This window comes from Clostridium aestuarii, from assembly GCF_026735135.1.
In the GTDB taxonomy this organism is placed as follows: domain Bacteria; phylum Bacillota; class Clostridia; order Clostridiales; family Clostridiaceae; genus Clostridium_H; species Clostridium_H aestuarii.
The window spans coordinates 754,715-775,673 of record NZ_JAPQER010000002.1 but is presented as its reverse complement, the minus strand read 5'-3'; the positions used below and the strand labels follow the sequence as shown (position 1 = coordinate 775,673).

Genomic DNA, 20,959 nt, shown 5'->3' with positions numbered 1-20,959 from the left:
GGCAGAATATTGATTGATTTTTTAGAATTAGAAAATAAGCTAAAAAAAAATGAAATAAGTAATTGTTATATATTTTGTGGAAGCGATGAGCGTAGTATTAAAAAGAACATAAATAAAATAATAGATATTTCAGTAAAAAAAGACTTTTTGGATTTGAATTATGTTCAACTAGATGGAATGACAGTTGATAAAGAAACTATTATAAATGCTTGTGAGACTTTACCATTTATGAGTGACAAAAAGGTTGTCGTTATATATAGAGCTAATTTTTTAAGAGATAAAGTAGATAAATCTATGGAAAAAGTTTCGAAGGAAATTAATGAGTATGTAAAGAAACTGCCTACTGAATGTATATTAATAATGTATTATATTTTTGATAATGATAGAGAAAAAGAAAGTAATAAAGTAAAAAAAATAAGTAAAATAGCTACTGGTGTTAAATTTTCTAAATTAAAAGGAAGTATGTTACAGAAGAAAGTTAAGACTATTTTTGATGAAAAAAATAAAAAAATAGATAAAGTAGAATTAGCTCTATTTTGTAATGCTGTAGAAAACAATATGGATATAATAGAGAATGAAGTTGAAAAATTGTGCTGTTTTGCATTAGGTAGAGAAATAACTAGTGAAGATATTATGGAAATTGTAAGCAGTAAAAATGATAATGATATTTTTAATTTAGTAGATTATTTATCTCAAAGAAAACCTCGAAGAGCATTAGATATTTTAAATGAATTATTATTTAAGGGAGAATCTGTAACGAGTATTCTCAGAATGATTGAAAGACAGTTTAAACTTCTTTTTGATATAAAATTAGGTGTGGAAAGTAGTAAAACTAAGGAAACTATGTCAAGAGAACTTAAACTTCATCCATACATATGTGAAAAAATGATGATTCAGAGTAAAAAGTTTACATTGCTACAAATACAAAAAAGCATTGAATTATGTTTAAATACTGAAAAATTGTTAAAAAGCAGTTCTGTAGATGCTAAAACTGAAATGGAGCTTTTAATTATAGAAACAGCTAGTGTTTGATTAGTGCTAAATTTAAAAATTATTTATAAAAAGACAAAAAACCGGTGTTTAAGTTCACCGGTTTTTTATTAAGCGCTTAAATTACTTAATTTTGCAGCTAATCTTGATTTTTTTCTAGCTACTTTGTTTTTATGTAAAATTCCTTTTGATGCAGCCATATCTAATGATTTAACGCATACTTCAAAAGCAGCTTTAGCTTCTTCCATACTTTGACTAGCAATAGCAGCTTCGAATTTCTTTATTTTTGTTTTTAATGCTGATTTAATCATTTTATTTCTAAGAGTTTTAGTTTGGATAACTTTTATTCTCTTCTTAGCTGATTTAATGTTTGCCATTTCATTTTCACCCCCTTGTTATTATAGTAGGGTTAAGCAGCTTGGGGAATTCTTAATGAACTGCCTTACTCAACAAATGATATTATAGCATTATTTGTTGAGCACTTCAAGTAAAAATTAAAAAGTTTAGAATTTAAAATTTGGTTGGTATATATGGTGAATTAATAAAAAGAAAAATGGAAAACATAATAATAAAAAATTAGTAAAAGAGGAGATATATTTATGACTAGAATAAGAACGGATTTAGCTGTAGAAGCAAAAGAAGTATATGAGCAACAAAATGAAGGAAAAATACCAGGAGTTCAAATTGAAGAATATGAAGAAATAGGAATGAAAGTTACACATGTTAAGATAGTTAATGAACATGGAGAAAAAAGTATGGGAAAACCTATAGGAGAATATATAACTATTGATATGCCGGAATTTGTTCACTACGATAAAGAAGTAATGGATGATGTAAGCAAAGCACTTGCTAAAACGTTATCTAAAATAGTAAAACTGGATAAGAGCATGACAGCTTTGGTAGTTGGGCTTGGAAATTGGAATGTCACACCAGATGCTTTAGGACCTAAAGTAATATCAAAATTAATGGTTACGAGGCATTTGAAAGAGTTAGTACCAGATAGTATTGATGAAAATGTAAGACCAGTATGTGCTATTTCTCCAGGTGTGTTAGGACTTACAGGAATTGAGACTGCAGAAATAATTAAATCTGTAGCAGATAAAATAAAACCTAATCTAATAGTTTGTATTGATGCTTTAGCTTCAAGAAAAACGGAAAGAGTAAATAGAACTATTCAGATAGGAGATACAGGAATATCTCCAGGTTCTGGAATAGGTAATAAGAGAATGGAAATAAGCAAACGAACTTTAGGAATACCTGTAATAGCTATAGGAGTTCCTACAGTAGTTCATGCTGCAACGTTAGCGAATGATACTATAGATTTAGCAATTGATGAAATAATCAATCAAGCTACTAAAGGTGGAGAGTTTTATAATATGCTTAAATCACTTAATAAAGGAGAAAAAGAAAGACTTATAAATGAAATTTTGCATCCTTATGTTGGAGATTTAGTTGTTACACCTAAAGAAATAGATGTTGTTGTTGATTCCATTTCAAAGGTGATTGCCAATGGAATTAATATTGCACTCCAACCAGCTTTAGACTTAGAAGATATAAATAAATATGTGAATTAGTAATATTTAAAAAATGACGCCTCATATATATAAATAAACAGAGGAGGTGTCATGGTGTACATTCAGAAGAATAAACTAAAAAAAAATAATTTCACACTAACTACAAGTTTGTGTATGTTACTTATAAGTATTCTTTTTTCATTATTGTTATTTAATAAAAATGGAAAAGTAATTTTTAATAGAGAACAAGAAAAAGATAAATTTTATACTAAAGTTTTGAATTACACAGTACCATTAATTAAAGTTACATCATCAAAACAAGAAGCTGATAAAGAAAATGAATTATTAATAAAGGGATTTTTAAATTTATTAGGTTTTAAAAGTATAAATTCTTTATGTATTGTAGGAAAGGAAATTTCTTATTTAAAAGTTGATAAAAACTATAATATAGCATCAAAATATGATTATGAAGAATTTAATAAGTCAAAGATAAATTCTAAAATTGCAAAGAAAAGACAAGAAAGTATTTTTAATAACTTTACATTAGACGATGACCAGATACTTGAAGATGAATTACAAACTAAAATTGAGCCCAATGGGAGAATGCTTCCAGCATATAATCCTAATTTGAAGAAGACATTGCCTTTAAAGCCGGAAGTCCTTATTTATCATACACATACTTGTGAGAGTTATAAACCAGGACCAATTAATACTATAGACAAAACAAAAAGCGTATGTTCAGTAGGTGAAGAATTAAAAAAGGAATTGGAGAGATATGGTGTATCTGTAGTTCATGATACTACAGTTCATGATACTACAGCTTATAGGAAAAGTTATGAAAGATCACGGGTAACTTTAAATAAGTATATGAATCAATATAAAGATTTTAAATTAGTAATAGATATGCATAGAGATTCTGTTGAGAATAAAGAAGCTGTTACTACAACAATTAATGGAGAAAATGTTGCAAGATTTATGTTTGTTATAACTAAGAAAAATCCCCATTTTAATAATCAGATAAAACTTGTAAAAAAAATCATAAATATATCTGATAAATTATATCCTGGTTTTTGTAAAGGAATATTTTATTACAATTATGGTAGAAAGTTTTATAATCAAGATATTAGCAATAATGCTACTTTAATGGAGATTGGATCACATATAAATACTACGGAAGAAGCTAAAGCATCTGCAAAATATCTAGCTAGAATAATTGCAGAATATTTGAATGGAAAGAATTGAATAAAAAAATAAAAAAAAGTACATCCTTAATAAAAAGGAGGTGCTTTTTTTATGAAAAAGAGTAAGATCATTTTTAACCTCATTTTTTTCAGTTTTATTATAAGTATAGTGTATGGTGTTGTGAAGGTGAATGCAAATCTAAATAGACAAATATATTTAAGTGTAGTTGGAAATCACGATTATAAAAATAATAAGACTAAATGGGAATTAGGACATATGCAGCAAATATTAGATAGCACTGATAGATATTTAATAAAAGACTTGGTGGGTAAAAAAAATGATGGTAGTGTTCCTAAAATAAAAGTTTTGTATAATTTAAAACCTTTTGATTTTAGAATTTATACAGAAAATTATATGTTTTTCATAAATAAAGATGTGATTTCTAATATTAATGCTAAATTTGATAAATTTACATATGGATTAATGGAAAAAGTCTTAAAATTAATAAAAATTATGGAAGAAAATTTGGTTAGATTAGTTTGATGAAAAATACTTTTTATTGACATGTATACAGCGTTGTATGGTATAATTTAATTTGATTTATTATGGCAATGGGGGTAAACAAATGCAGAATAATAGAAAGAAACAGATAAGAAATTTTTCTATAGTAGCACATATTGATCATGGTAAGTCTACACTAGCAGATAGGTTATTGGAAGCAACAGGTACTTTGACTGAAAGAGAAATGGAAAGTCAAGTGCTTGATAACATGGAGCTTGAAAAAGAAAGAGGAATAACTATAAAATCTCAGGCTGCAAGATTAGTTTATAAGAGAAAGAATGGAGAAGAGTATATATTAAACTTGATTGATACTCCTGGCCATGTGGATTTTTCTTATGAGGTTTCAAGAAGTTTAGCAGCATGTGAAGGAGCTCTTCTTGTTGTAGATGCAACACAAGGAATACAAGCCCAAACTTTAGCTAATTGCTATCTTGCACTGGAACATGATCTTGAAATTGTACCGGTTATAAATAAAATTGATTTACCGAGTGCTAGACCAGATGAAATAAAGCAAGAAATAGAAGATGTTATAGGGATTGAAGCAAAAGATGCACCACTTGTTTCTGCTAAAACTGGTCTAAATATAGAAGATGTATTAGAAGCTATAGTTGAAAAAGTACCAGCACCACAAGGAAAGGAAGAAGCTCCTTTAAAGGCATTAATATTTGATTCTTATTATGATAGTTATAGAGGAGTTGTATGTTATATAAGAATTAAAGAAGGAATTGTTCGTCCAGGTACAAAAATAAAATTCATGGCAAGTGGGAAAGAATATGAAGCAACAGAGGTGGGGGTTTTTGCACCAGGATATGTTCCGATGGAAGAACTTAGAGCAGGAGAAGTTGGATATGTAACAGCATCTATTAAAAATCTTAGTGATGCTGGAGTGGGTGATACGATAACAGAAGCGTTAAGACCTGCAGATAAACCTCTTGAAGGATACAGACCAGCTATGCCTATGGTTTATAGTGGTATCTATCCTGTAGATGGGGCAAAATATGATGAACTTAAAGAAGCTCTTGAAAAATTGAAAATAAATGATGCAGCGTTAGCATTTGAACTAGAAACATCTGCAGCTTTAGGATTTGGGTTTAGATGTGGGTTCCTAGGACTTTTGCATATGGAGATTATTCAGGAAAGAATAGAGAGAGAATTTAATCTTGATATCATAACTACAGCACCATCTGTAATATACAAAGTATTTAAAAATGATGAAGAAGTGTTTGAAATTACAAATCCAGCAAATCTTCCAGATCCTACAGAAATAGATCACATGGAAGAACCTATAGTAAAGGCTTCTATAATAGCTCCATCAGAGTATGTTGGTGCAGTAATGGAGTTATGCCAAAATAGACGTGGTACATATATAGACATGGATTATATTGAAACTACAAGAGTAGTAATAAATTATTATATGCCACTTAACGAAATAATATATGACTTTTTTGATATGTTAAAATCTAAAACAAGAGGATATGCTTCTTTAGATTATGAGTTGTATGGATATAATCAAGCTAAATTAGTTAAGTTAGATATATTGTTAAATGCTGATATTGTTGATGCCTTATCCATGATTGTACCTGAAGAAAGAGCATATCATAAAGGAAGAGCTATAGCTCAAAAATTAAAAGAAGTTATTCCAAGACAAATGTTTGAAATTCCAATACAAGCAGCAGTTGGCTCTAAAATAATAGCAAGAGAAACTGTAAAAGCAATGAGAAAAGATGTTCTTGCAAAGTGCTATGGAGGAGATATTTCAAGAAAGAAAAAGCTTCTTCAAAAACAAAAAGAAGGAAAGAAAAGAATGCGTCAGGTTGGTAGTGTAGAGGTTCCACAAGAAGCGTTTATGTCAATACTAAAAGTTGACTAAATTTTAGCATTAATAGTTAAATGTTAAGAGCAGAATTTTCAAAAACAAAATAAAAATAGATTTGGGAGCGTGTTATGAATAATATAATAGCACTATATATTCATATTCCATTTTGTAAGCAAAAGTGTTTTTATTGTGATTTTCCATCATATTGTGGAAAAGAAGATAAAATGCTTAGTTATGCAGAGGCGCTTTCTAAAGAGATTGATAATATGAAAAATAAAAAATTTGGTACAATATTCGTAGGTGGGGGTACTCCCACCTATTTATCTTTAGAAGGTTGGAATATTTTAAAAAAAAGTATAGACAAACTAGAAAAAAATAAAGATTTAGAATTTACAATAGAGGGTAATCCTGGAACTTTTAGTAAGGAAAAACTAAAATTATTTAGATCAATGGGTGTAAACAGATTGAGTATTGGACTTCAAGCGTGGCAGAATACTCATCTTGAAAAATTAGGCAGGATACATACGGTAGAAGAATTCAAGACAAGTTTTAAAATGGCAAGGGAAATGGGATTTGAAAATATAAATATAGATTTAATGTTTGGAGTTCCAAATCAAAATTTACAAGAATGGAAAGAAACACTAGAAAACGTAATTGATCTTAATCCAGAACATATATCTTGCTATAGCTTAATTATAGAAGAAGGAACACCTTTTTATGATTTATACGAAAAAAATAAATTAAATTTACCAGATGAAGATATTGAAAGACAAATGTATAGATATACTTTAGAATATTTAAAGGACAACGGATATTATCAATATGAAATATCCAATTTTGCAAAACCTAGTAAAGAATGTAAACATAATTTGATTTACTGGAATTTAGAAGATTACATAGGATGTGGTTCATCGTCTCACTCTTATTTATATGGAGATAGATGGATGAATGAAAGTAATATTGATAATTACATAGAAAAAATAATCAATAAAAATTCAGCAATAGTCCATAAGAAAAAGAATTCAAAAGAAGAAGAAATGGAAGAGTTTATGTTTATGGGACTTAGAAAGATAGAAGGAATCTCTATAGAAAAATTTAATAAAAAGTTTAAAATTTCTATATATGATGTTTATGGAGAAATAATTAATAAACACAAGAAAAAAGATCTATTGAGAGAAGAAAATGGAAGAGTGTTTTTATCGCATAAAGGAATAGAAGTTTCAAATTTTGTAATGAGTGATTTCCTGTTAAGTTGTTAAAACATGGGCGCAATAATGAGAAAAAAAGAGATTTCTAAAGAAAATTTGAATATACAACGGAAATTGAAAGAAATAAATAAATTATGGAAACAAAGTGGTGTTGACAAAAAAATAGTAGAGTGATAACTTAAAGACGTAGTCGTTAGCACTCAACAACATAGAGTGCTAATAAAAGGGGGATTCATTGATATGGATTTTAACCTAAATGAAAGAAAGTTAAAGATATTAGAGGCTATTATTCGTGATTATATTTGTACAGGAGAGCCTATAGGTTCCAGAACAATAGCTAAAAAATATGATTTAGGTATAAGTTCTGCTACTGTAAGGAATGAGATGTCTGACTTAGAAGATATGGGATATATTGAACAATTACATACCTCTTCAGGTAGAAGACCTTCTGATAAAGGATATAGGCTGTACGTTGATAGGCTTTTAGAAATACCAAAGTTAAGTCTAGAACAGGAACTTAAAATAAAGGATGAACTCATTAATGAAGCTTTATATGAAGTAGATAAAATAGTAAAAAAATCAATTTTACTACTTTCAGAACTTACTAAATTAACTTGTGTAGTTAAAATGCCATCAGCAAGAAATAGTCGTATTAAGTTAATTCAACTTATGAACATAGACAACAATAATATTTTAGTTACTGTTATTACACAAAATGGTCTTATAACTAATAATATTATAAGAGTAAGTAAGCCAATTGATAATGATATTATTGAAAAAATTTCTAAGGTTTTAAATAGTAAACTTAATAATTTAACAATACAGGATATTAATTTAAAAGTAATAAATGATATTAAAAATTATTTAAATAAATATGAAGCTATATTTGATGCTATTATTACTGTGCTTTACGAAACTTTGAGTAAAGATGGTAATAGTGAAATTTATTGCGAAGGTACAGCCAATATATTTAATTATGTTGAGTACAATGATATTGAAAAAGCAAAACAGTTTTTATCTTTAATAGATAATAAACAGATAATGTGTAAATTATTTGATGATGCAATTTGTGGTGAACATGAGAATAACAATGTGCATATTAGTATAGGAAAAGAAAATTTTATAACAGATGCTCAAGACTGTAGTGTTGTGTCTACTATATATAGTTTGGGAAATAAACCGCTAGGCAGTATAGGTGTTATTGGACCAACAAGAATTCCTTATTCTAGAGTTATTTCAGTGCTTACACAATTTGCGGAAACACTTAATGAAAATATCAATAAAATTTATTTTGGAGATGACGAGAGGTGAAATTACAATGAATATGGAAAATGAAAAAGAAAATTTAGAAAAAAAATCGAGTGAATCCAATATAGAGGATAATCAAGAGAACATAACTGAAGAAAAAGTTGAAGCTGAGAAAATTGAAGTTGAAGAAACTGAAAATAATGATGAAGTATTACAACTTGAAAAAGAAATAAATAATTTAAAAGAAGATAATAAAAAATTAAACAATGAATCTAATTCATTAAAAGAAAGATTAATGAGAATAAGTTCAGAATATGAAAATTTTAGAAAAAGAACAGAGAAAGAAAAAAAAGCTATATATACGAATGCATGTGAAGATATACTTGCAAACATGCTTCCGGTTTTAGATAATTTGGTAAGAGCTATTTCAGTAGATGGAAGTGCAGAAGATTTAAAAAAAGGAATTGAAATTACCATAAGACAATTTGAAGATGCATTTAAAAAACTTGAAGTTGAAGAAATTTCAACAGATTGTGAATTCGATCCGAATTATCATAATGCAATAATGCATATTGAAGACGAAAATTTTGAAAAAAATCAAATCGTAGAAGTTTTTCAAAAAGGCTTTAAAAGAGGAGATAAAGTTTTAAGATATAGTTTAGTTAAAGTAGCTAATTAGCTTAATATTAATAATTTGAAATTGTAAATTAACTTAATGGGAGGTAAACAAAATGGGAAAAATTATAGGAATAGACTTAGGAACAACCAATTCATGTGTAGCGGTTATGGAAGGTGGAAATCCAACTGTTATAGCAAATGCAGAAGGTGCTAGAACTACACCATCAGTAGTAGCATTTAAAGATGATGGAGAAAGACTTGCTGGTCAAATTGCAAAAAGACAATCAATCACAAACCCTGATAAGACTATAGGTTCTATAAAAAGACATATGGGAACAGATTATAGAGTTAATATAGAAGACAAGAAATATTCACCAGAAGAAATATCAGCAATGATACTTCAAAAATTAAAAGCAGATGCAGAAGCTTATTTAGGCGAAACTGTAACAGAAGCAGTTATAACAGTTCCAGCATATTTTAATGATAGTGAAAGACAGGCTACTAAGAATGCTGGTAAAATAGCAGGACTTGATGTGAAGAGAATAATAAATGAACCAACAGCTGCATCACTTGCATATGGTCTTGATAAGATGGATACTACTCAAAAGATTTTTGTATATGATTTAGGTGGAGGTACTTTTGATGTATCTATTCTAGAGCTTGGAGATGGAGTGTTTGAAGTTAAATCTACAAATGGAAATACTAAGCTTGGTGGAGACGATTTTGACGAAAAGATAATGAATTATATAGCTGAAACTTTTAAAGCTGATAATGGAATAGATTTAAGAAATGATAACAGGGCTCTTCAAAGATTAAAAGAGGCAGGAGAAAAAGCTAAAATAGAATTATCATCATCAACAACAACTAATATTAATTTACCATTTGTAACAGCTGATGCAACTGGTCCAAAACATATTGATATGAATTTAACAAGAGCTAAATTTGATGAATTAACTCATGATTTAGTAGAAGCTACAATTGAGCCAATGAGAAAAGCATTAAGTGATGCTGGACTTTCAGTAGGAGATATAGATAAAGTGGTACTTGTTGGAGGATCTACAAGAATTCCAGCAGTTCAAGCGGCTGTTAAAAACTTTACAGGAAAAGAACCAACTAAAGGAGTTAATCCGGATGAATGTGTTGCTATGGGTGCAGCAATTCAAGCTGGAGTATTAACTGGAGAAGTTAATGATATCTTACTTTTAGATGTAACTCCATTAACACTTGGTATAGAAACAATGGGTGGAATAGCTACTCCGTTAATAGAAAGAAATACAACAATACCAGCAAGAAAGAGTCAAATATTTTCAACAGCTTCAGATAATCAGACATCAGTGGATATTCATATAGTTCAAGGTGAAAGAAAAATGGCTGCTGATAACAAAACTCTTGGAAGATTCCAATTAACAGATATACCACCAGCACAAAGAGGAATACCTCAAATTGAAGTAACTTTTGATATTGATGCTAACGGTATACTAAATGTTTCAGCTAAAGATAAAGGAACAGGAAAAGAAGCTAATATTACAATTACAGCTTCTACTAACTTAGATGATTCAGAAATAGATAAGGCTGTTAAAGAAGCAGAAAAACATGCAGCTGAAGATGAAAAGAAAAAAGAAGCTATAGATGTGAAGAATAATGCGGATTCTGTTGCTTATCAAACAGAAAAAACATTAAAAGATCTTGGAGACAAAATTTCAGCTGAAGACAAAAAAACTGTTGAAGAAAAATTAGAGATGTTAAAGAAAGTTAAAGATGGAGAAGATATAGATGCTATTAAGAAAGCAACAGAAGAAGTAACTGAAGCATTTCATGCAATATCATCAAAAATGTATCAACAAGCAGGACCACAGGAAGGATCACAGGCAGGAGCAGACACAGGAGCAACTGCTGATTCAGAAAATAAGAAGAATGATGATGTGGTTGATGCAGACTTTGAAGTTGAAGATGATAAATAATTTAGGTATAATGAAATAGTTAAGTTATTAAGGGATGGGTAATTACCCTTCCCTTAATTTTAGTAATCAAATGATTAATGTATTTTATATGGTAATAATACAGTAGGTGGTGGGAAATAAAGGATGGCTAGTAAAGATTATTATGAAATTCTGGGAGTATCAAGAAGCGCTAGTGAAGATGAGATAAAAAAAGCTTATAGAAAGCTTGCAATGAAGTATCATCCAGATAGAAATCCAGATAATAAGGAAGCGGAAGAAAAATTTAAAGATGCAAATGCAGCTTATCAAGTATTATCAGATGCTCAAAAGAAAGAACAATATGATAGATTTGGTACTACTGATTTTAATGGTGGTGGCGGAGCAGGCGGATTTGATTTCTCTGATATGGGTGGTTTTGAAGATATTTTTGATTCATTTTTTGGTGGAGGTTTTTCATCTAGAAGAAGAAAAAATGGTCCAATAAGAGGAGCTGACCTTGAGTATACCTTAAAGTTAACTTTTGAGGAAGCTGTTTTTGGTGTGGAAAAAGAAATATCTATTACTAGAAATGAAAATTGTGAAAGCTGTAATGGAACAGGGGCAAAACCAGGTACTAGTCCTAAAACTTGTGATAAATGTGGTGGTACTGGTCAAGTTAGATATCAAAGAAATACTCCGCTTGGAAGTTTTGTAACTACTTCAACTTGTGACAAATGTGGTGGTACAGGAAAGAGTATAAGTGATCCATGTTCAAAATGTCATGGAAAAGGTACAGTTAGAAAAAATAAAAAAATAAAAATAAAGGTACCTGCTGGAGTAGATAATGGTAATGTATTGCCTTTAAGAGGTCAAGGTGAACCAGGAAAAAGTGGGGGTCCATCAGGAGATTTATATGTAAATATTAGAGTTTTACCACACAAATTTTTTAATAGAAAAGGCTTTGATATATATATAGAAGAACATATAAGTTTTGGTAAAGCAGTTTTAGGAGCAGAATTGAAAGTTGAAACTGTAGATGGAGATGTTAAGTACAAGGTGCCTCAAGGAACACAATCTGGAACTGTTTTTAGATTAAAAGGTAAAGGTGTGCCAAAAGTTAATGGACATGGTAGAGGCGATCAATATGTTAAGATTATAGTAGATATTCCAAAAAATTTAAATGACAAGCAAAAACAAACATTATTAGAATTTATGGAAGCTAGTGGTGAAAAAATAGAAGATACTATTAAAAAATCTTTTGTTGATAAGATAAAGGATAGTTTTAAATAAAACTTGTTTCTCTCATTTGAGAGAAACAAGTTTTTAAGTTTACAGTTTTAAAGAGTTGCATTATAATTAAATAAGTTAAATTTGCAAAGAATTTTTAACATAAGAAGGAGTGCTTTTTATAATGGATAAAGATTGGTTAGAAGTAGAGCTTATTACAAGCAGTGAAGCTGTGGAGGCTATAACAGGGATAATCTATAATACAGGAGTACAGGGAGTTTCTATTTTGGATTCAGAAGATATAGAAGATAAGAAAAAGAACCCAGGGGAATTTGACTGGTTTGATGAAAATGGGATGGATATAAGTATAAAAGAAGGAGCTATTATAAAAGCGTATTATAAGCAAGATGAAAAATTTGATGAATATTTAGAGTATATAAAGGAAAAAATAGATGAGTTGGATAATTTAGGTATAAATAAAGGTGAAGGCTCAGTTATTGTAAAAAAAGTAAATGAAGCAGATTGGGCGAATAATTGGAAACAGTATTATAAACCTACTAAAATAGGGCAAAAAACAGTAGTTAAACCTACATGGGAGAACTATAATAAAGAAGATGATGAAATAATAATAGAATTAGATCCAGGTATGGCTTTTGGAACAGGAACTCATGAGACAACAAGGTTATGTATTAAAGCTTTGGAGAAGTATGTAAAAGAAGACTCAATCGTTTTTGATATAGGAACTGGTTCAGGTATACTTGCAATTGCAGCATCAAAATTAAATGCTAAAAAAGTTGTTGGAGTAGATCTTGATCCAGTTGCTGTAGATGTAGCTAAGGAAAATGTGAAACTTAATAATATAGATAATATAGATAATATAGAAATACTTTATGGAAATTTAATGGAAGTTATAGATGGTAAAGCTAATATAGTAGTTGCTAATATACTAGCTGATGTAATAAAACTATTAGCTGAGGATGTCAAAAAGTTTATAGTGGATGATGGATATTTCATAGCATCAGGAATAATCTTGGATAGAAAACAGGATGTTATGGATAAATTAAAAAAATGTGGATTTAATATAGAAGAAGTTAATATAGATGGTGAATGGTGTTGTATAATTGCAAAATCATAAGAAGGAGAGTTGGTTGTGCATAAGTTTTTTATATCACAGGATAAGATATGTGGAAATAAAGCTATAATTGAAGGCGAAGATGTAAAACATATATACAAGGTATTACGGCTTAAAGAAGGAGAAAATGTAAATATAAATAACTGTAATGGTAAAGAATACTTAACTCAAATACAAAGTATTACTAAGAGTGAGGTTGAAGTTGAAATATTAAAAGAATTACAAGTTAACAATGAAAGTCCTATAGAAGTATATTTATATCAAGGGCTTCCTAAAGCTTCAAAAATGGAGATTATCATTCAAAAGTGTACAGAATTAGGAGTTAAAGAAATAATTCCTATAGAAACTAATAGAGTATCTTCTTCTATAAAAGATATAAATAAAGAAATGAAAAAATTAGATAGATGGAATAGAATAGCATTTGAAGCATGTAAACAAAGCAAGAGAACTTTGATATCTAATATTAGAAGTATATTGAAATTTGATGAATTTATTGATGAATTAAAGGAAATGGATTTAATAGTAGTAGCATATGAAAATGCAGAAAACTATGGTATTAAAAAGCTTATTCAAGAGCTTGACAAACAAGTTTTAAAGGTTGCTATAGTAGTAGGGCCAGAAGGTGGATTTGAAGAAGAAGAGATAAAAAGTCTGAAGGATAATGGTGCACACATTGTTACTTTAGGTCCTAGGATACTTAGAACTGAAACTGCGGGTTTGACATGTGTTAGTTTAATTATGTATGAATTGGGAGATTTAGGAGGGGTAAGTTAATGAAAGTCGCTTTTGCTACATTAGGATGCAGAGTGAATCAATATGAATCAGAAGCTATGACAGAAAAATTTATAAAAAATGGATATGAAGTAGTATCTTTTAATGATGTAGCAGATGTTTATGTAATAAATACTTGCACTGTTACAAATATGAGTGATAAAAAGTCAAGGCAAATGATATCTAGAGCTAGAAGGTTGAATAAAGATGCCATAATTGCAGCAGTTGGATGTTATTCTCAAATTGCTCCAGACAAAGTTTCAAAAGTTGCAGACATAGATGTAGTATTAGGAACAAGAAATAAAGGAGAAATAGTATATTGGGTAAATAGAGCAAGAGAAGAAAAAAAACAAATTGTTGTTGTAAATGATGTTCTTAAGAATAAAGTTTTTGAGGACTTAAAAATAAAGGAATATCAAGATAAGACAAGAGCTTTTTTAAAAATTCAAGATGGGTGTAACAATTTTTGTTCATATTGTTTAATACCTTTTGCTAGAGGGGCTGTATGCAGTAAAAAACCTGAAAAAGTAGTTAATGAAGTTACAGAACTAGCTAAACACGGCTTTAAAGAAATAATTCTATCAGGTATCGATATTTCTTCTTATGGAGCAGATTTAGATGGAGATATTAACCTTTTAAATATACTTCACGAAATAGATGAAATTGAAGGCATTGAAAGAGTAAGAATAGGTTCTATTGGACCTGAGTTTTTCACAGAAAATATTATTAAACAAATGAGTAAATTGAAAAAATTATGTCCTCATTTTCATCTTTCACTTCAAAGTGGATGTGATGAAACTTTAAAAAGAATGAACAGAAAATATACAGCAGCAAAATATAAGAATATAGTTGATGAACTTAGAAAAAATATTCATGATTTATCTATAACTACTGATATAATTGTAGGTTTCCCAGGAGAAACTGAAGAGGAGTTTAACAAAACATATGATTTTCTAGAGAATATAAAACTTGCAAAAATGCATATATTTAAATATAGTCCTAGAACAGGAACTAAAGCTTCAGCTATGAAAAATCAAGTTGATGGAAATATTAAGGAAGAAAGAAGCAAAAAACTTATAAACCTTAATAAAGATAACGAAAGAGAATTTATGCAAAAATTCATAGGAATAAAAACGAATGTTCTTTATGAGCATAAAATAAGTGAAAGAGAAGAGTACTATGAAGGATACACACCTAATTATATAAAGGTTATTTCAAAATTTAAAGAAGATTTAAAAGGTAAAATATTAGATGTTACTTTAAAAAATATAGAAGATGAATTAATTATAGGTGAAATTCTATAAGTATAAAAAATAATGTTATTAGAAGGAATTTAGCATACTTTTGTTGAATACTTATACATTGTTGGTAAGGAGGTGACACACATGGAAGATTGTATTTTTTGTAAAATTGTAAAAGGTGAAATACCAAGCAAAAAAGTTTATGAAGATGATAAGGTATTGAGCTTTGAGGATATTAATCCAGCAGCACCAACGCACATTTTAGTAATTCCAAAAAAACACATAGAAAGTTTAAATGAAATAACTGATGAAGATTCTGAAATAATAGCTCATATCTTTAAAGTTTGTAAAGAAATTGCAAAAAAACTTAATATACAAGAAGGCGGATATAGAATAGTAATGAATTGTGGAAAAGATGGAGGACAGGAAGTCCCTCATATCCATTTTCATATGTTAGGTGGAAGAAATCTTACCTGGCCACCGGGTTAAGTAAGATAAAATTTAGTTAAACAGTGAAAACAGTTGACAGTATATAAAATAATGTTGTATAATTAGCAATGTGCTATTTTGCCCTCAGCAACTATAAGCAACTTAGCTTTGAATACTGCTAGGGAGGGAGGGATAATCGGTGTCAGAAGTTAAAGTAAGAGAAAACGAAAGTTTAGAAAGTGCATTAAAAAGATTCAAAAGATCATGTGCTAAATCAGGTGTTTTATCTGAAGTAAGAAAGAGAGAGCACTATGAAAAACCAAGTGTTAAAAGAAAGAAAAAATCAGAAGCGGCAAGAAGAAGAAAGGCAAAACATAGATAGAATATAATGTTATACTGAAAGAAGGTACTTGAAGTATGTCTCTTAAAGAAAGATTACAACAAGATTAGAAAAATGCCATGATAAATAGAAATAATTTATGGCTAGTACTTTAAGTATGGCAAGGTCTGCTGTTTTACAGGTCGAAAATACTGATAATAAGACGTTAGATGATGAAGACATTATAGGAATTTTATCAAAAAAAGTAAAACAGAGAAGAAAAGCTATTGCTGTTTAAGAAAGGCAATAGACAGGATTTAGTTAAAAAACTGAATCTGAAATAGAGATTTTATTAGAGTACCTTCCTAAGCAGTTGAATGAAGATGAAATTGCTGAAATAATTAGCCAAGTAGTTGATTAAGTAGGGGCAAATAGTATAAAAGACATGTGAAAAGTTATGTTAATTGCTATGCTTAAACTAAAATGGCGTGTATACGGTAAGCTCATCAGCTTAATTGTAAAACAACATTTAAAATAAAAAATCTATAAGTTTGACTTAAGAACCAGTTAAAAGCTGGTTCTTTTTATTTTGTATTTAATTAGTAATTTATTAAAAGATTTCTTCATAAATTAGTATGAAAGAAATTTTGAGGAGAACATAAATTGAGAGATAAATTAGATAAGACAAGAGAAAATATTGCGCAAAAATTAGATTTGCCTAGGGACGTTGTTTTAAACATACCTAAAATAACTATTACTGGGAATAATGAAATAGCTATTGAAAATCATAAGGGAATAGTATTATTTGAAGAAAATAAAATGATAATAAATTCCAATATAGGACTAATATTGATAGAGGGCGAAAGATTAGAAGTAAGATTTATTGGGGGAAGCACAATAATTATAAGTGGGAAATTTAAAACTATAACCTATCATAGGAATAGAGTGCAAGGGGAATAAATTATGAGGAATTTTAATTTTAATAAATACAAAAAGGGAATAATGACAATTGAAATTCAATCAATAACTCCTGAAAAATTTATAAATTTGCTTTGGAAAAATAATATATGTGTTAAAAATATTAAAAGAAAAAATATAACTACACTTTGTATTGACATAAACCTTAAGAATTATCATAAAATAAATGTTATAGCTAAAAGAACTAATACAAAAATAAAGATTATTGATAGGCGGGGCGTATCATTTTTTATGATAAAAATTAAAAAGAGAAAAACACTAGTAGGTGGAGCAATAATATTTGCTATAATAATTTACTGTTTATCTACCTTTATATGGGATATAGAAATAATAACAGAACAAAATATTACTCCTTATGAAATCAGAAATCAATTAAAGTCTTTTGGTATTACTTGTGGAGTTAATAAAAGTAAAATAGATGTATATGATATAGAAGATGAAATAGTTAAGCATAATAAGGATATTATGTGGGCTAGGGCAAGGATTGAAGGGGGAAAGCTTAAGATAAATATTGTGGAAAGGCATCAGCCGCCTCAAATTGTTATAGATGATAGTTATTGTGATATAGTAGCTAAAAGAGATGGAGAGGTTGTAAGAGTTTATACAACAGAAGGAACTGCTATAGTTAAAAAAGGTGATATAGTTAAAAAAGGTGATTTGCTTGTAAAAGGAGAACAAGGTAAGGAGGAGAGTTCATATAAGGTACATTCTGATGCAAATGTTATTGCTAGAACTTTTTATGAAGAAATAGGAGAAGTTTCAACTAAAAAGGTGAAAAGAGAGAGAACAGGCAATAAATTAGTAAATGTTTATTGTGAAGTTTTAGGAAAAAAAATTTATGTTAAGAAATCAGAAAATAATTTTAAGATTTATGATAAAATAGTTATAGATAAACCATTAATTAAACAAGAAATTTATTATGAAGTTAAGGAACGGATTGATACTCCTAATAAGGAGCAAATTACCCAAAAGATTACTAAGGAACTTTTTTCTAAAATAATTGTAAAACTAGATAAATCTGTTAAAATAATAGATAAGATAGTAGATGTTAAAACTAAAGAAGAAAACTATCAAGTTAGAGTTGTATTAATAGTAGAAGAAGATATAGCTCAGCCTAAGAAAATAGAAATAGATGATGAACTTACTTAAGATATATAAGTTAAAAAACAAAGGGATGTGGTTATAAAAAATGGATAAATTTAAATATGTAATAGACAGTAGAAAAACTAAAAGAATAATAACTTTTTTGTTTACATTTACCTTTATATTTGTTGTTTTGATTACATCTTTAGTAACTAAAAAATATAATCTAAAAGAAGGTGAAATTGCTAGGTTTAATATTAAAGCACCAAGAGAAGTAAAGGATGTGCTAAAGACAGAGGAAAAAGAAGAACAAGCTGCTGAAGCAGTTGGAGAAAAATATAGCAAAAATTTGGAGATGAAAAAAAATATATTAGAGGAATTAGAGAGTTTGTTTTTTTATGCGTCTAAGCAAGCTGATAGTGACTCTGTTGGTGAAGATGAAAAAATTAAGAAATTAAAAGAAGATACGTCAATTAATTTGTCTGAAGAAGATATAAAAACTTTTGTGAGCCTGAATAAAGAACAAATGAGTTTGCTTAAGAAAAATTTAATACCTATTATGGATAAGGTTTTAAATTACAATATAGAAGATAATGAAGAAAGTATAAAAAAAGCACAGGATACTGTTGATGTTAAGTTCAATGCGGCTAAGCTTTCAAAAGTTTTAAGAGAACTTGGAAAAAGCATAGGATACTCAGAAATAAAACCTAATTTCTTTTATGATGAAGATAAGACTAATCAATTAAAGGCAGAGGCTAGGAAAAAGGTACAGCCTATTATGATAAAAAAAGGGCAAACTGTAGTTAAAGAAGGAGAACCAATAACTGCAAGAGACTTAATTATATTGAAAGATTTAGGATTATTAAATGATAATAATAATAAATATATTTATATAGCAGCAGGTGTGCTGGTACTTTTAGTAATGTTTATACAATGGTTTTATCTTCGTAAGTATTATAGAGAAATTTATTATGATAATAGTAAACTTATTTTGATCAATATACTTACATGTATATCAGTGTTATTTGCAAGAACATTTAGTACAGTAACACCTTTTTTGATACCACTAGCATGTATACCAATGTTGTATACACTTTTGATTGATGATAAAATCTCCTTAAATATGAGTATAATTAGCTGTATATTAATAAGTGTAGTTGTTAAATTTAATATAGAAATAACTTTGCTGACAGTATTAAATAGTATACTTGGAGCTATTGTTCTTAAAAAGCTGCAGCAGAGAAACGATATATTATATGCATCTTTGTTTATAGGTGCTATAAATTTAATTTTAACTTTTACAGTAGGATTTTTATTAAGTAATAATGTTTTTCAGGTAATGAAAAATTCAGGATATTCATTTATAGCTAGTTGTATATCTGCAGTTTTAACAATAGGTTTTTTACCAGTATTTGAAAGTGTTTTTGATATAGTAACTACTATAAAACTTTTAGAGTTATCTAATCCTAATCATCCAGTACAAAAAAAATTGCTTTTAGAATCACCAGGTACATATCATCACAGTGTACTTGTAGCTAATTTAGCTGAAGTAGCTGCTGAACAAGTTGGAGGTAATCCTGTACTCGCTAGGGTTTCAGCTTATTATCATGATATTGGAAAAATTAAAAGACCTATGTTTTTTAAAGAAAATCAAATAGGAAAAGATAATCCTCATGATAAAATTAATCCTAATTTAAGTACTTTGATAATTACTTCTCACGTTAAAGATGGATTAGAAATTGCAAAAGAATATAAGCTTCCTAAGGTAATTCAAGATGCTATAGAACAGCATCATGGAACATCACTTGTGAAATACTTTTATATTACTGCTAAAAACACTAGTGAAAAACCTGAAGAAGTAAAAGAAGAAGATTTTAGATATGCAGGACCTATTCCTCAAAGCAAAGAAATTGCTATATTAATGCTTGCGGATAGTGTAGAAGCAGCTGTAAGGTCAATAAATGAACCAACAAAGGGTAAAATTGAAGAAATGGTAAATAATATAATTAAGGCTAGACTAAATGAATATCAGCTTGATAATTGTGATTTGACATTAAAAGATATTAACAAAATAAGAAAAGCTTTTTTAAAGACACTATCAGGAATATATCATCAAAGAATTGAATATCCTACAGAAAAAAACATAAAAAACAAAGGAGATTAATGAAATGATATATATAGATAACAGACAGAATAAGATAGAAGTTACTGAAAAATTGATAAAAAATGTAGAAAGAATAATTGGATATGCACTTAAAGAAGAAGGGGTAAATATTGATAGTGAAGTGAGCGTTATCTTTATAGATAATGAGCAAATAAAAGAAATAAACAAAGAACAAAGGAATATTGATAGTATTACAGATGTTTTATCCTTTCCTATGTTAGAGTATGAAGATGGAAGCGTATATAAAGAAGTATATATAGACTATAAGTTTTGTGAGGCTGATCTTGATGAGGGAAAGCTTGTTTTAGGTGATATTGTGTTATCTTTAGAAAGGGCTAAACAACAAAATCAGGAGTTTGGGCACTCTTTTTTAAGAGAAGTATGCTATCTTACAGTTCATTCGGTACTTCATCTTTTAGGATATGATCATATGTTGGAAGAAGATAAAGATAGAATGAGAAAAAGGGAAGAAGAAATATTAAACGAATTTAATATTACAAGAAACTAAAAAAGTTAGGAGATGAGAGTAAAACTCTTACTCTTAATTTTTTTTACTCTC

The 20,959-nt window shown here is 28.7% G+C and carries 20 protein-coding genes and 1 pseudogene; 20 read left to right on the top strand and 1 reads right to left on the bottom strand.

Going from position 1 to position 20,959, the window contains the following annotated elements; all coding sequences use genetic code 11:
- The first annotated feature begins 9 nt into the window (after positions 1–9).
- Positions 10–1,032 carry a DNA polymerase III subunit delta gene (holA, locus tag OW763_RS07855; protein WP_268040538.1) on the top strand — a complete coding sequence of 341 codons (1,023 nt, stop codon included), beginning with the start codon at positions 10–12 and terminating at the stop codon, positions 1,030–1,032.
- 68 nt (positions 1,033–1,100) lie between these two features.
- On the opposite strand, the gene rpsT is transcribed toward holA, so the two are convergent.
- The gene (gene rpsT / locus OW763_RS07850; protein WP_268040537.1) at positions 1,101–1,367 is read right to left on the bottom strand and encodes a 30S ribosomal protein S20; all 267 of its coding nucleotides are present in this window, start codon (positions 1,365–1,367) and stop codon (positions 1,101–1,103) included.
- Positions 1,368–1,589: 222 nt separating this feature from the next.
- On the opposite strand from rpsT, the gene gpr reads away from it, so the two are divergent.
- The 19 genes and pseudogenes from gpr to ybeY all read left to right on the top strand — a co-directional run bounded on the left by gpr (position 1,590) and on the right by ybeY (position 20,908).
- Positions 1,590–2,564: a GPR endopeptidase gene (gene gpr / locus OW763_RS07845; protein WP_268040536.1), complete on the top strand. Its 975-nt coding sequence runs from the start codon at positions 1,590–1,592 to the stop codon at positions 2,562–2,564.
- A 54-nt stretch (positions 2,565–2,618) separates the two neighbouring features.
- Positions 2,619–3,746 carry a stage II sporulation protein P gene (locus OW763_RS07840; protein ID WP_268040535.1) on the top strand — a complete coding sequence of 376 codons (1,128 nt, stop codon included), beginning with the start codon at positions 2,619–2,621 and terminating at the stop codon, positions 3,744–3,746.
- A 51-nt stretch (positions 3,747–3,797) separates the two neighbouring features.
- Complete coding sequence (locus OW763_RS07835; RefSeq protein WP_268040534.1) at positions 3,798–4,229, top strand: hypothetical protein; 432 nt, start codon at positions 3,798–3,800, stop codon at positions 4,227–4,229.
- 82 nt (positions 4,230–4,311) lie between these two features.
- Positions 4,312–6,117: a translation elongation factor 4 gene (lepA, locus tag OW763_RS07830; RefSeq protein ID WP_268040533.1), complete on the top strand. Its 1,806-nt coding sequence runs from the start codon at positions 4,312–4,314 to the stop codon at positions 6,115–6,117.
- A gap of 74 nt (positions 6,118–6,191) precedes the next feature.
- Positions 6,192–7,322 carry a radical SAM family heme chaperone HemW gene (gene hemW / locus OW763_RS07825; RefSeq protein ID WP_268040532.1) on the top strand — a complete coding sequence of 377 codons (1,131 nt, stop codon included), beginning with the start codon at positions 6,192–6,194 and terminating at the stop codon, positions 7,320–7,322.
- Positions 7,323–7,511: 189 nt separating this feature from the next.
- Positions 7,512–8,582 carry a heat-inducible transcriptional repressor HrcA gene (hrcA, locus tag OW763_RS07820; RefSeq protein ID WP_268040531.1) on the top strand — a complete coding sequence of 357 codons (1,071 nt, stop codon included), beginning with the start codon at positions 7,512–7,514 and terminating at the stop codon, positions 8,580–8,582.
- A 7-nt stretch (positions 8,583–8,589) separates the two neighbouring features.
- Complete coding sequence (grpE, locus tag OW763_RS07815) at positions 8,590–9,198, top strand: nucleotide exchange factor GrpE (protein ID WP_268040530.1); 609 nt, start codon at positions 8,590–8,592, stop codon at positions 9,196–9,198.
- Between the two features lie 52 nt (positions 9,199–9,250).
- Positions 9,251–11,098: a molecular chaperone DnaK gene (gene dnaK / locus OW763_RS07810; RefSeq protein ID WP_268040529.1), complete on the top strand. Its 1,848-nt coding sequence runs from the start codon at positions 9,251–9,253 to the stop codon at positions 11,096–11,098.
- 123 nt (positions 11,099–11,221) lie between these two features.
- Positions 11,222–12,346, top strand: a complete 1,125-nt coding sequence (dnaJ, locus tag OW763_RS07805; RefSeq protein WP_268040528.1) for a molecular chaperone DnaJ — start codon at positions 11,222–11,224, stop codon at positions 12,344–12,346.
- Positions 12,347–12,467: 121 nt separating this feature from the next.
- Complete coding sequence (prmA, locus tag OW763_RS07800) at positions 12,468–13,418, top strand: 50S ribosomal protein L11 methyltransferase (RefSeq protein WP_268040527.1); 951 nt, start codon at positions 12,468–12,470, stop codon at positions 13,416–13,418.
- A gap of 15 nt (positions 13,419–13,433) precedes the next feature.
- The gene (locus OW763_RS07795) at positions 13,434–14,189 is read left to right on the top strand and encodes a 16S rRNA (uracil(1498)-N(3))-methyltransferase (protein WP_268040526.1); all 756 of its coding nucleotides are present in this window, start codon (positions 13,434–13,436) and stop codon (positions 14,187–14,189) included.
- The gene (mtaB, locus tag OW763_RS07790) at positions 14,189–15,490 is read left to right on the top strand and encodes a tRNA (N(6)-L-threonylcarbamoyladenosine(37)-C(2))-methylthiotransferase MtaB (RefSeq protein ID WP_268040524.1); all 1,302 of its coding nucleotides are present in this window, start codon (positions 14,189–14,191) and stop codon (positions 15,488–15,490) included. The genes OW763_RS07795 and mtaB overlap by 1 nt, the downstream gene beginning before the upstream one ends.
- Positions 15,491–15,571: 81 nt before the next feature.
- Positions 15,572–15,916: a histidine triad nucleotide-binding protein gene (locus OW763_RS07785; protein WP_268040522.1), complete on the top strand. Its 345-nt coding sequence runs from the start codon at positions 15,572–15,574 to the stop codon at positions 15,914–15,916.
- Between the two features lie 139 nt (positions 15,917–16,055).
- Positions 16,056–16,238, top strand: a complete 183-nt coding sequence (gene rpsU / locus OW763_RS07780) for a 30S ribosomal protein S21 (protein ID WP_268040520.1) — start codon at positions 16,056–16,058, stop codon at positions 16,236–16,238.
- A 97-nt stretch (positions 16,239–16,335) separates the two neighbouring features.
- Positions 16,336–16,596: pseudogene (locus OW763_RS07775) on the top strand (GatB/YqeY domain-containing protein).
- Between the two features lie 242 nt (positions 16,597–16,838).
- Positions 16,839–17,135 (top strand): sporulation protein YqfC, encoded by a 297-nt coding sequence (yqfC, locus tag OW763_RS07770; protein WP_268040519.1) that lies wholly within the window; start codon positions 16,839–16,841, stop codon positions 17,133–17,135.
- Positions 17,136–17,138: 3 nt separating this feature from the next.
- Complete coding sequence (yqfD, locus tag OW763_RS07765; protein WP_268040518.1) at positions 17,139–18,302, top strand: sporulation protein YqfD; 1,164 nt, start codon at positions 17,139–17,141, stop codon at positions 18,300–18,302.
- Between the two features lie 40 nt (positions 18,303–18,342).
- Complete coding sequence (locus OW763_RS07760) at positions 18,343–20,400, top strand: HD family phosphohydrolase (protein ID WP_268040517.1); 2,058 nt, start codon at positions 18,343–18,345, stop codon at positions 20,398–20,400.
- A gap of 4 nt (positions 20,401–20,404) precedes the next feature.
- Complete coding sequence (ybeY, locus tag OW763_RS07755) at positions 20,405–20,908, top strand: rRNA maturation RNase YbeY (protein ID WP_268040516.1); 504 nt, start codon at positions 20,405–20,407, stop codon at positions 20,906–20,908.
- The last annotated feature ends 51 nt before the right edge of the window (positions 20,909–20,959 follow it).

Excerpts from the sequence above, each read along its gene's own strand:
- dnaJ (WP_268040528.1), top strand. The coding sequence starts at position 11,222 with ATGGCTAGTAAAGATTATTATGAAATTCTGGGAGTATCAAGAAGCGCT.
- OW763_RS07760 (WP_268040517.1), top strand. The coding sequence starts at position 18,343 with ATGGATAAATTTAAATATGTAATAGACAGTAGAAAAACTAAAAGAATA.
- OW763_RS07835 (WP_268040534.1), top strand. The coding sequence starts at position 3,798 with ATGAAAAAGAGTAAGATCATTTTTAACCTCATTTTTTTCAGTTTTATT.
- lepA (WP_268040533.1), top strand. The coding sequence starts at position 4,312 with ATGCAGAATAATAGAAAGAAACAGATAAGAAATTTTTCTATAGTAGCA.
- hrcA (WP_268040531.1), top strand. The coding sequence starts at position 7,512 with ATGGATTTTAACCTAAATGAAAGAAAGTTAAAGATATTAGAGGCTATT.
- dnaK (WP_268040529.1), top strand. The coding sequence starts at position 9,251 with ATGGGAAAAATTATAGGAATAGACTTAGGAACAACCAATTCATGTGTA.
- mtaB (WP_268040524.1), top strand. The coding sequence starts at position 14,189 with ATGAAAGTCGCTTTTGCTACATTAGGATGCAGAGTGAATCAATATGAA.
- yqfD (WP_268040518.1), top strand. The coding sequence starts at position 17,139 with ATGAGGAATTTTAATTTTAATAAATACAAAAAGGGAATAATGACAATT.
- ybeY (WP_268040516.1), top strand. The coding sequence starts at position 20,405 with ATGATATATATAGATAACAGACAGAATAAGATAGAAGTTACTGAAAAA.
- prmA (WP_268040527.1), top strand. The coding sequence starts at position 12,468 with ATGGATAAAGATTGGTTAGAAGTAGAGCTTATTACAAGCAGTGAAGCT.
- gpr (WP_268040536.1), top strand. The coding sequence starts at position 1,590 with ATGACTAGAATAAGAACGGATTTAGCTGTAGAAGCAAAAGAAGTATAT.
- hemW (WP_268040532.1), top strand. The coding sequence starts at position 6,192 with ATGAATAATATAATAGCACTATATATTCATATTCCATTTTGTAAGCAA.
- grpE (WP_268040530.1), top strand. The coding sequence starts at position 8,590 with ATGAATATGGAAAATGAAAAAGAAAATTTAGAAAAAAAATCGAGTGAA.
- OW763_RS07785 (WP_268040522.1), top strand. The coding sequence starts at position 15,572 with ATGGAAGATTGTATTTTTTGTAAAATTGTAAAAGGTGAAATACCAAGC.
- rpsT (WP_268040537.1), bottom strand. The coding sequence starts at position 1,367 with ATGGCAAACATTAAATCAGCTAAGAAGAGAATAAAAGTTATCCAAACT.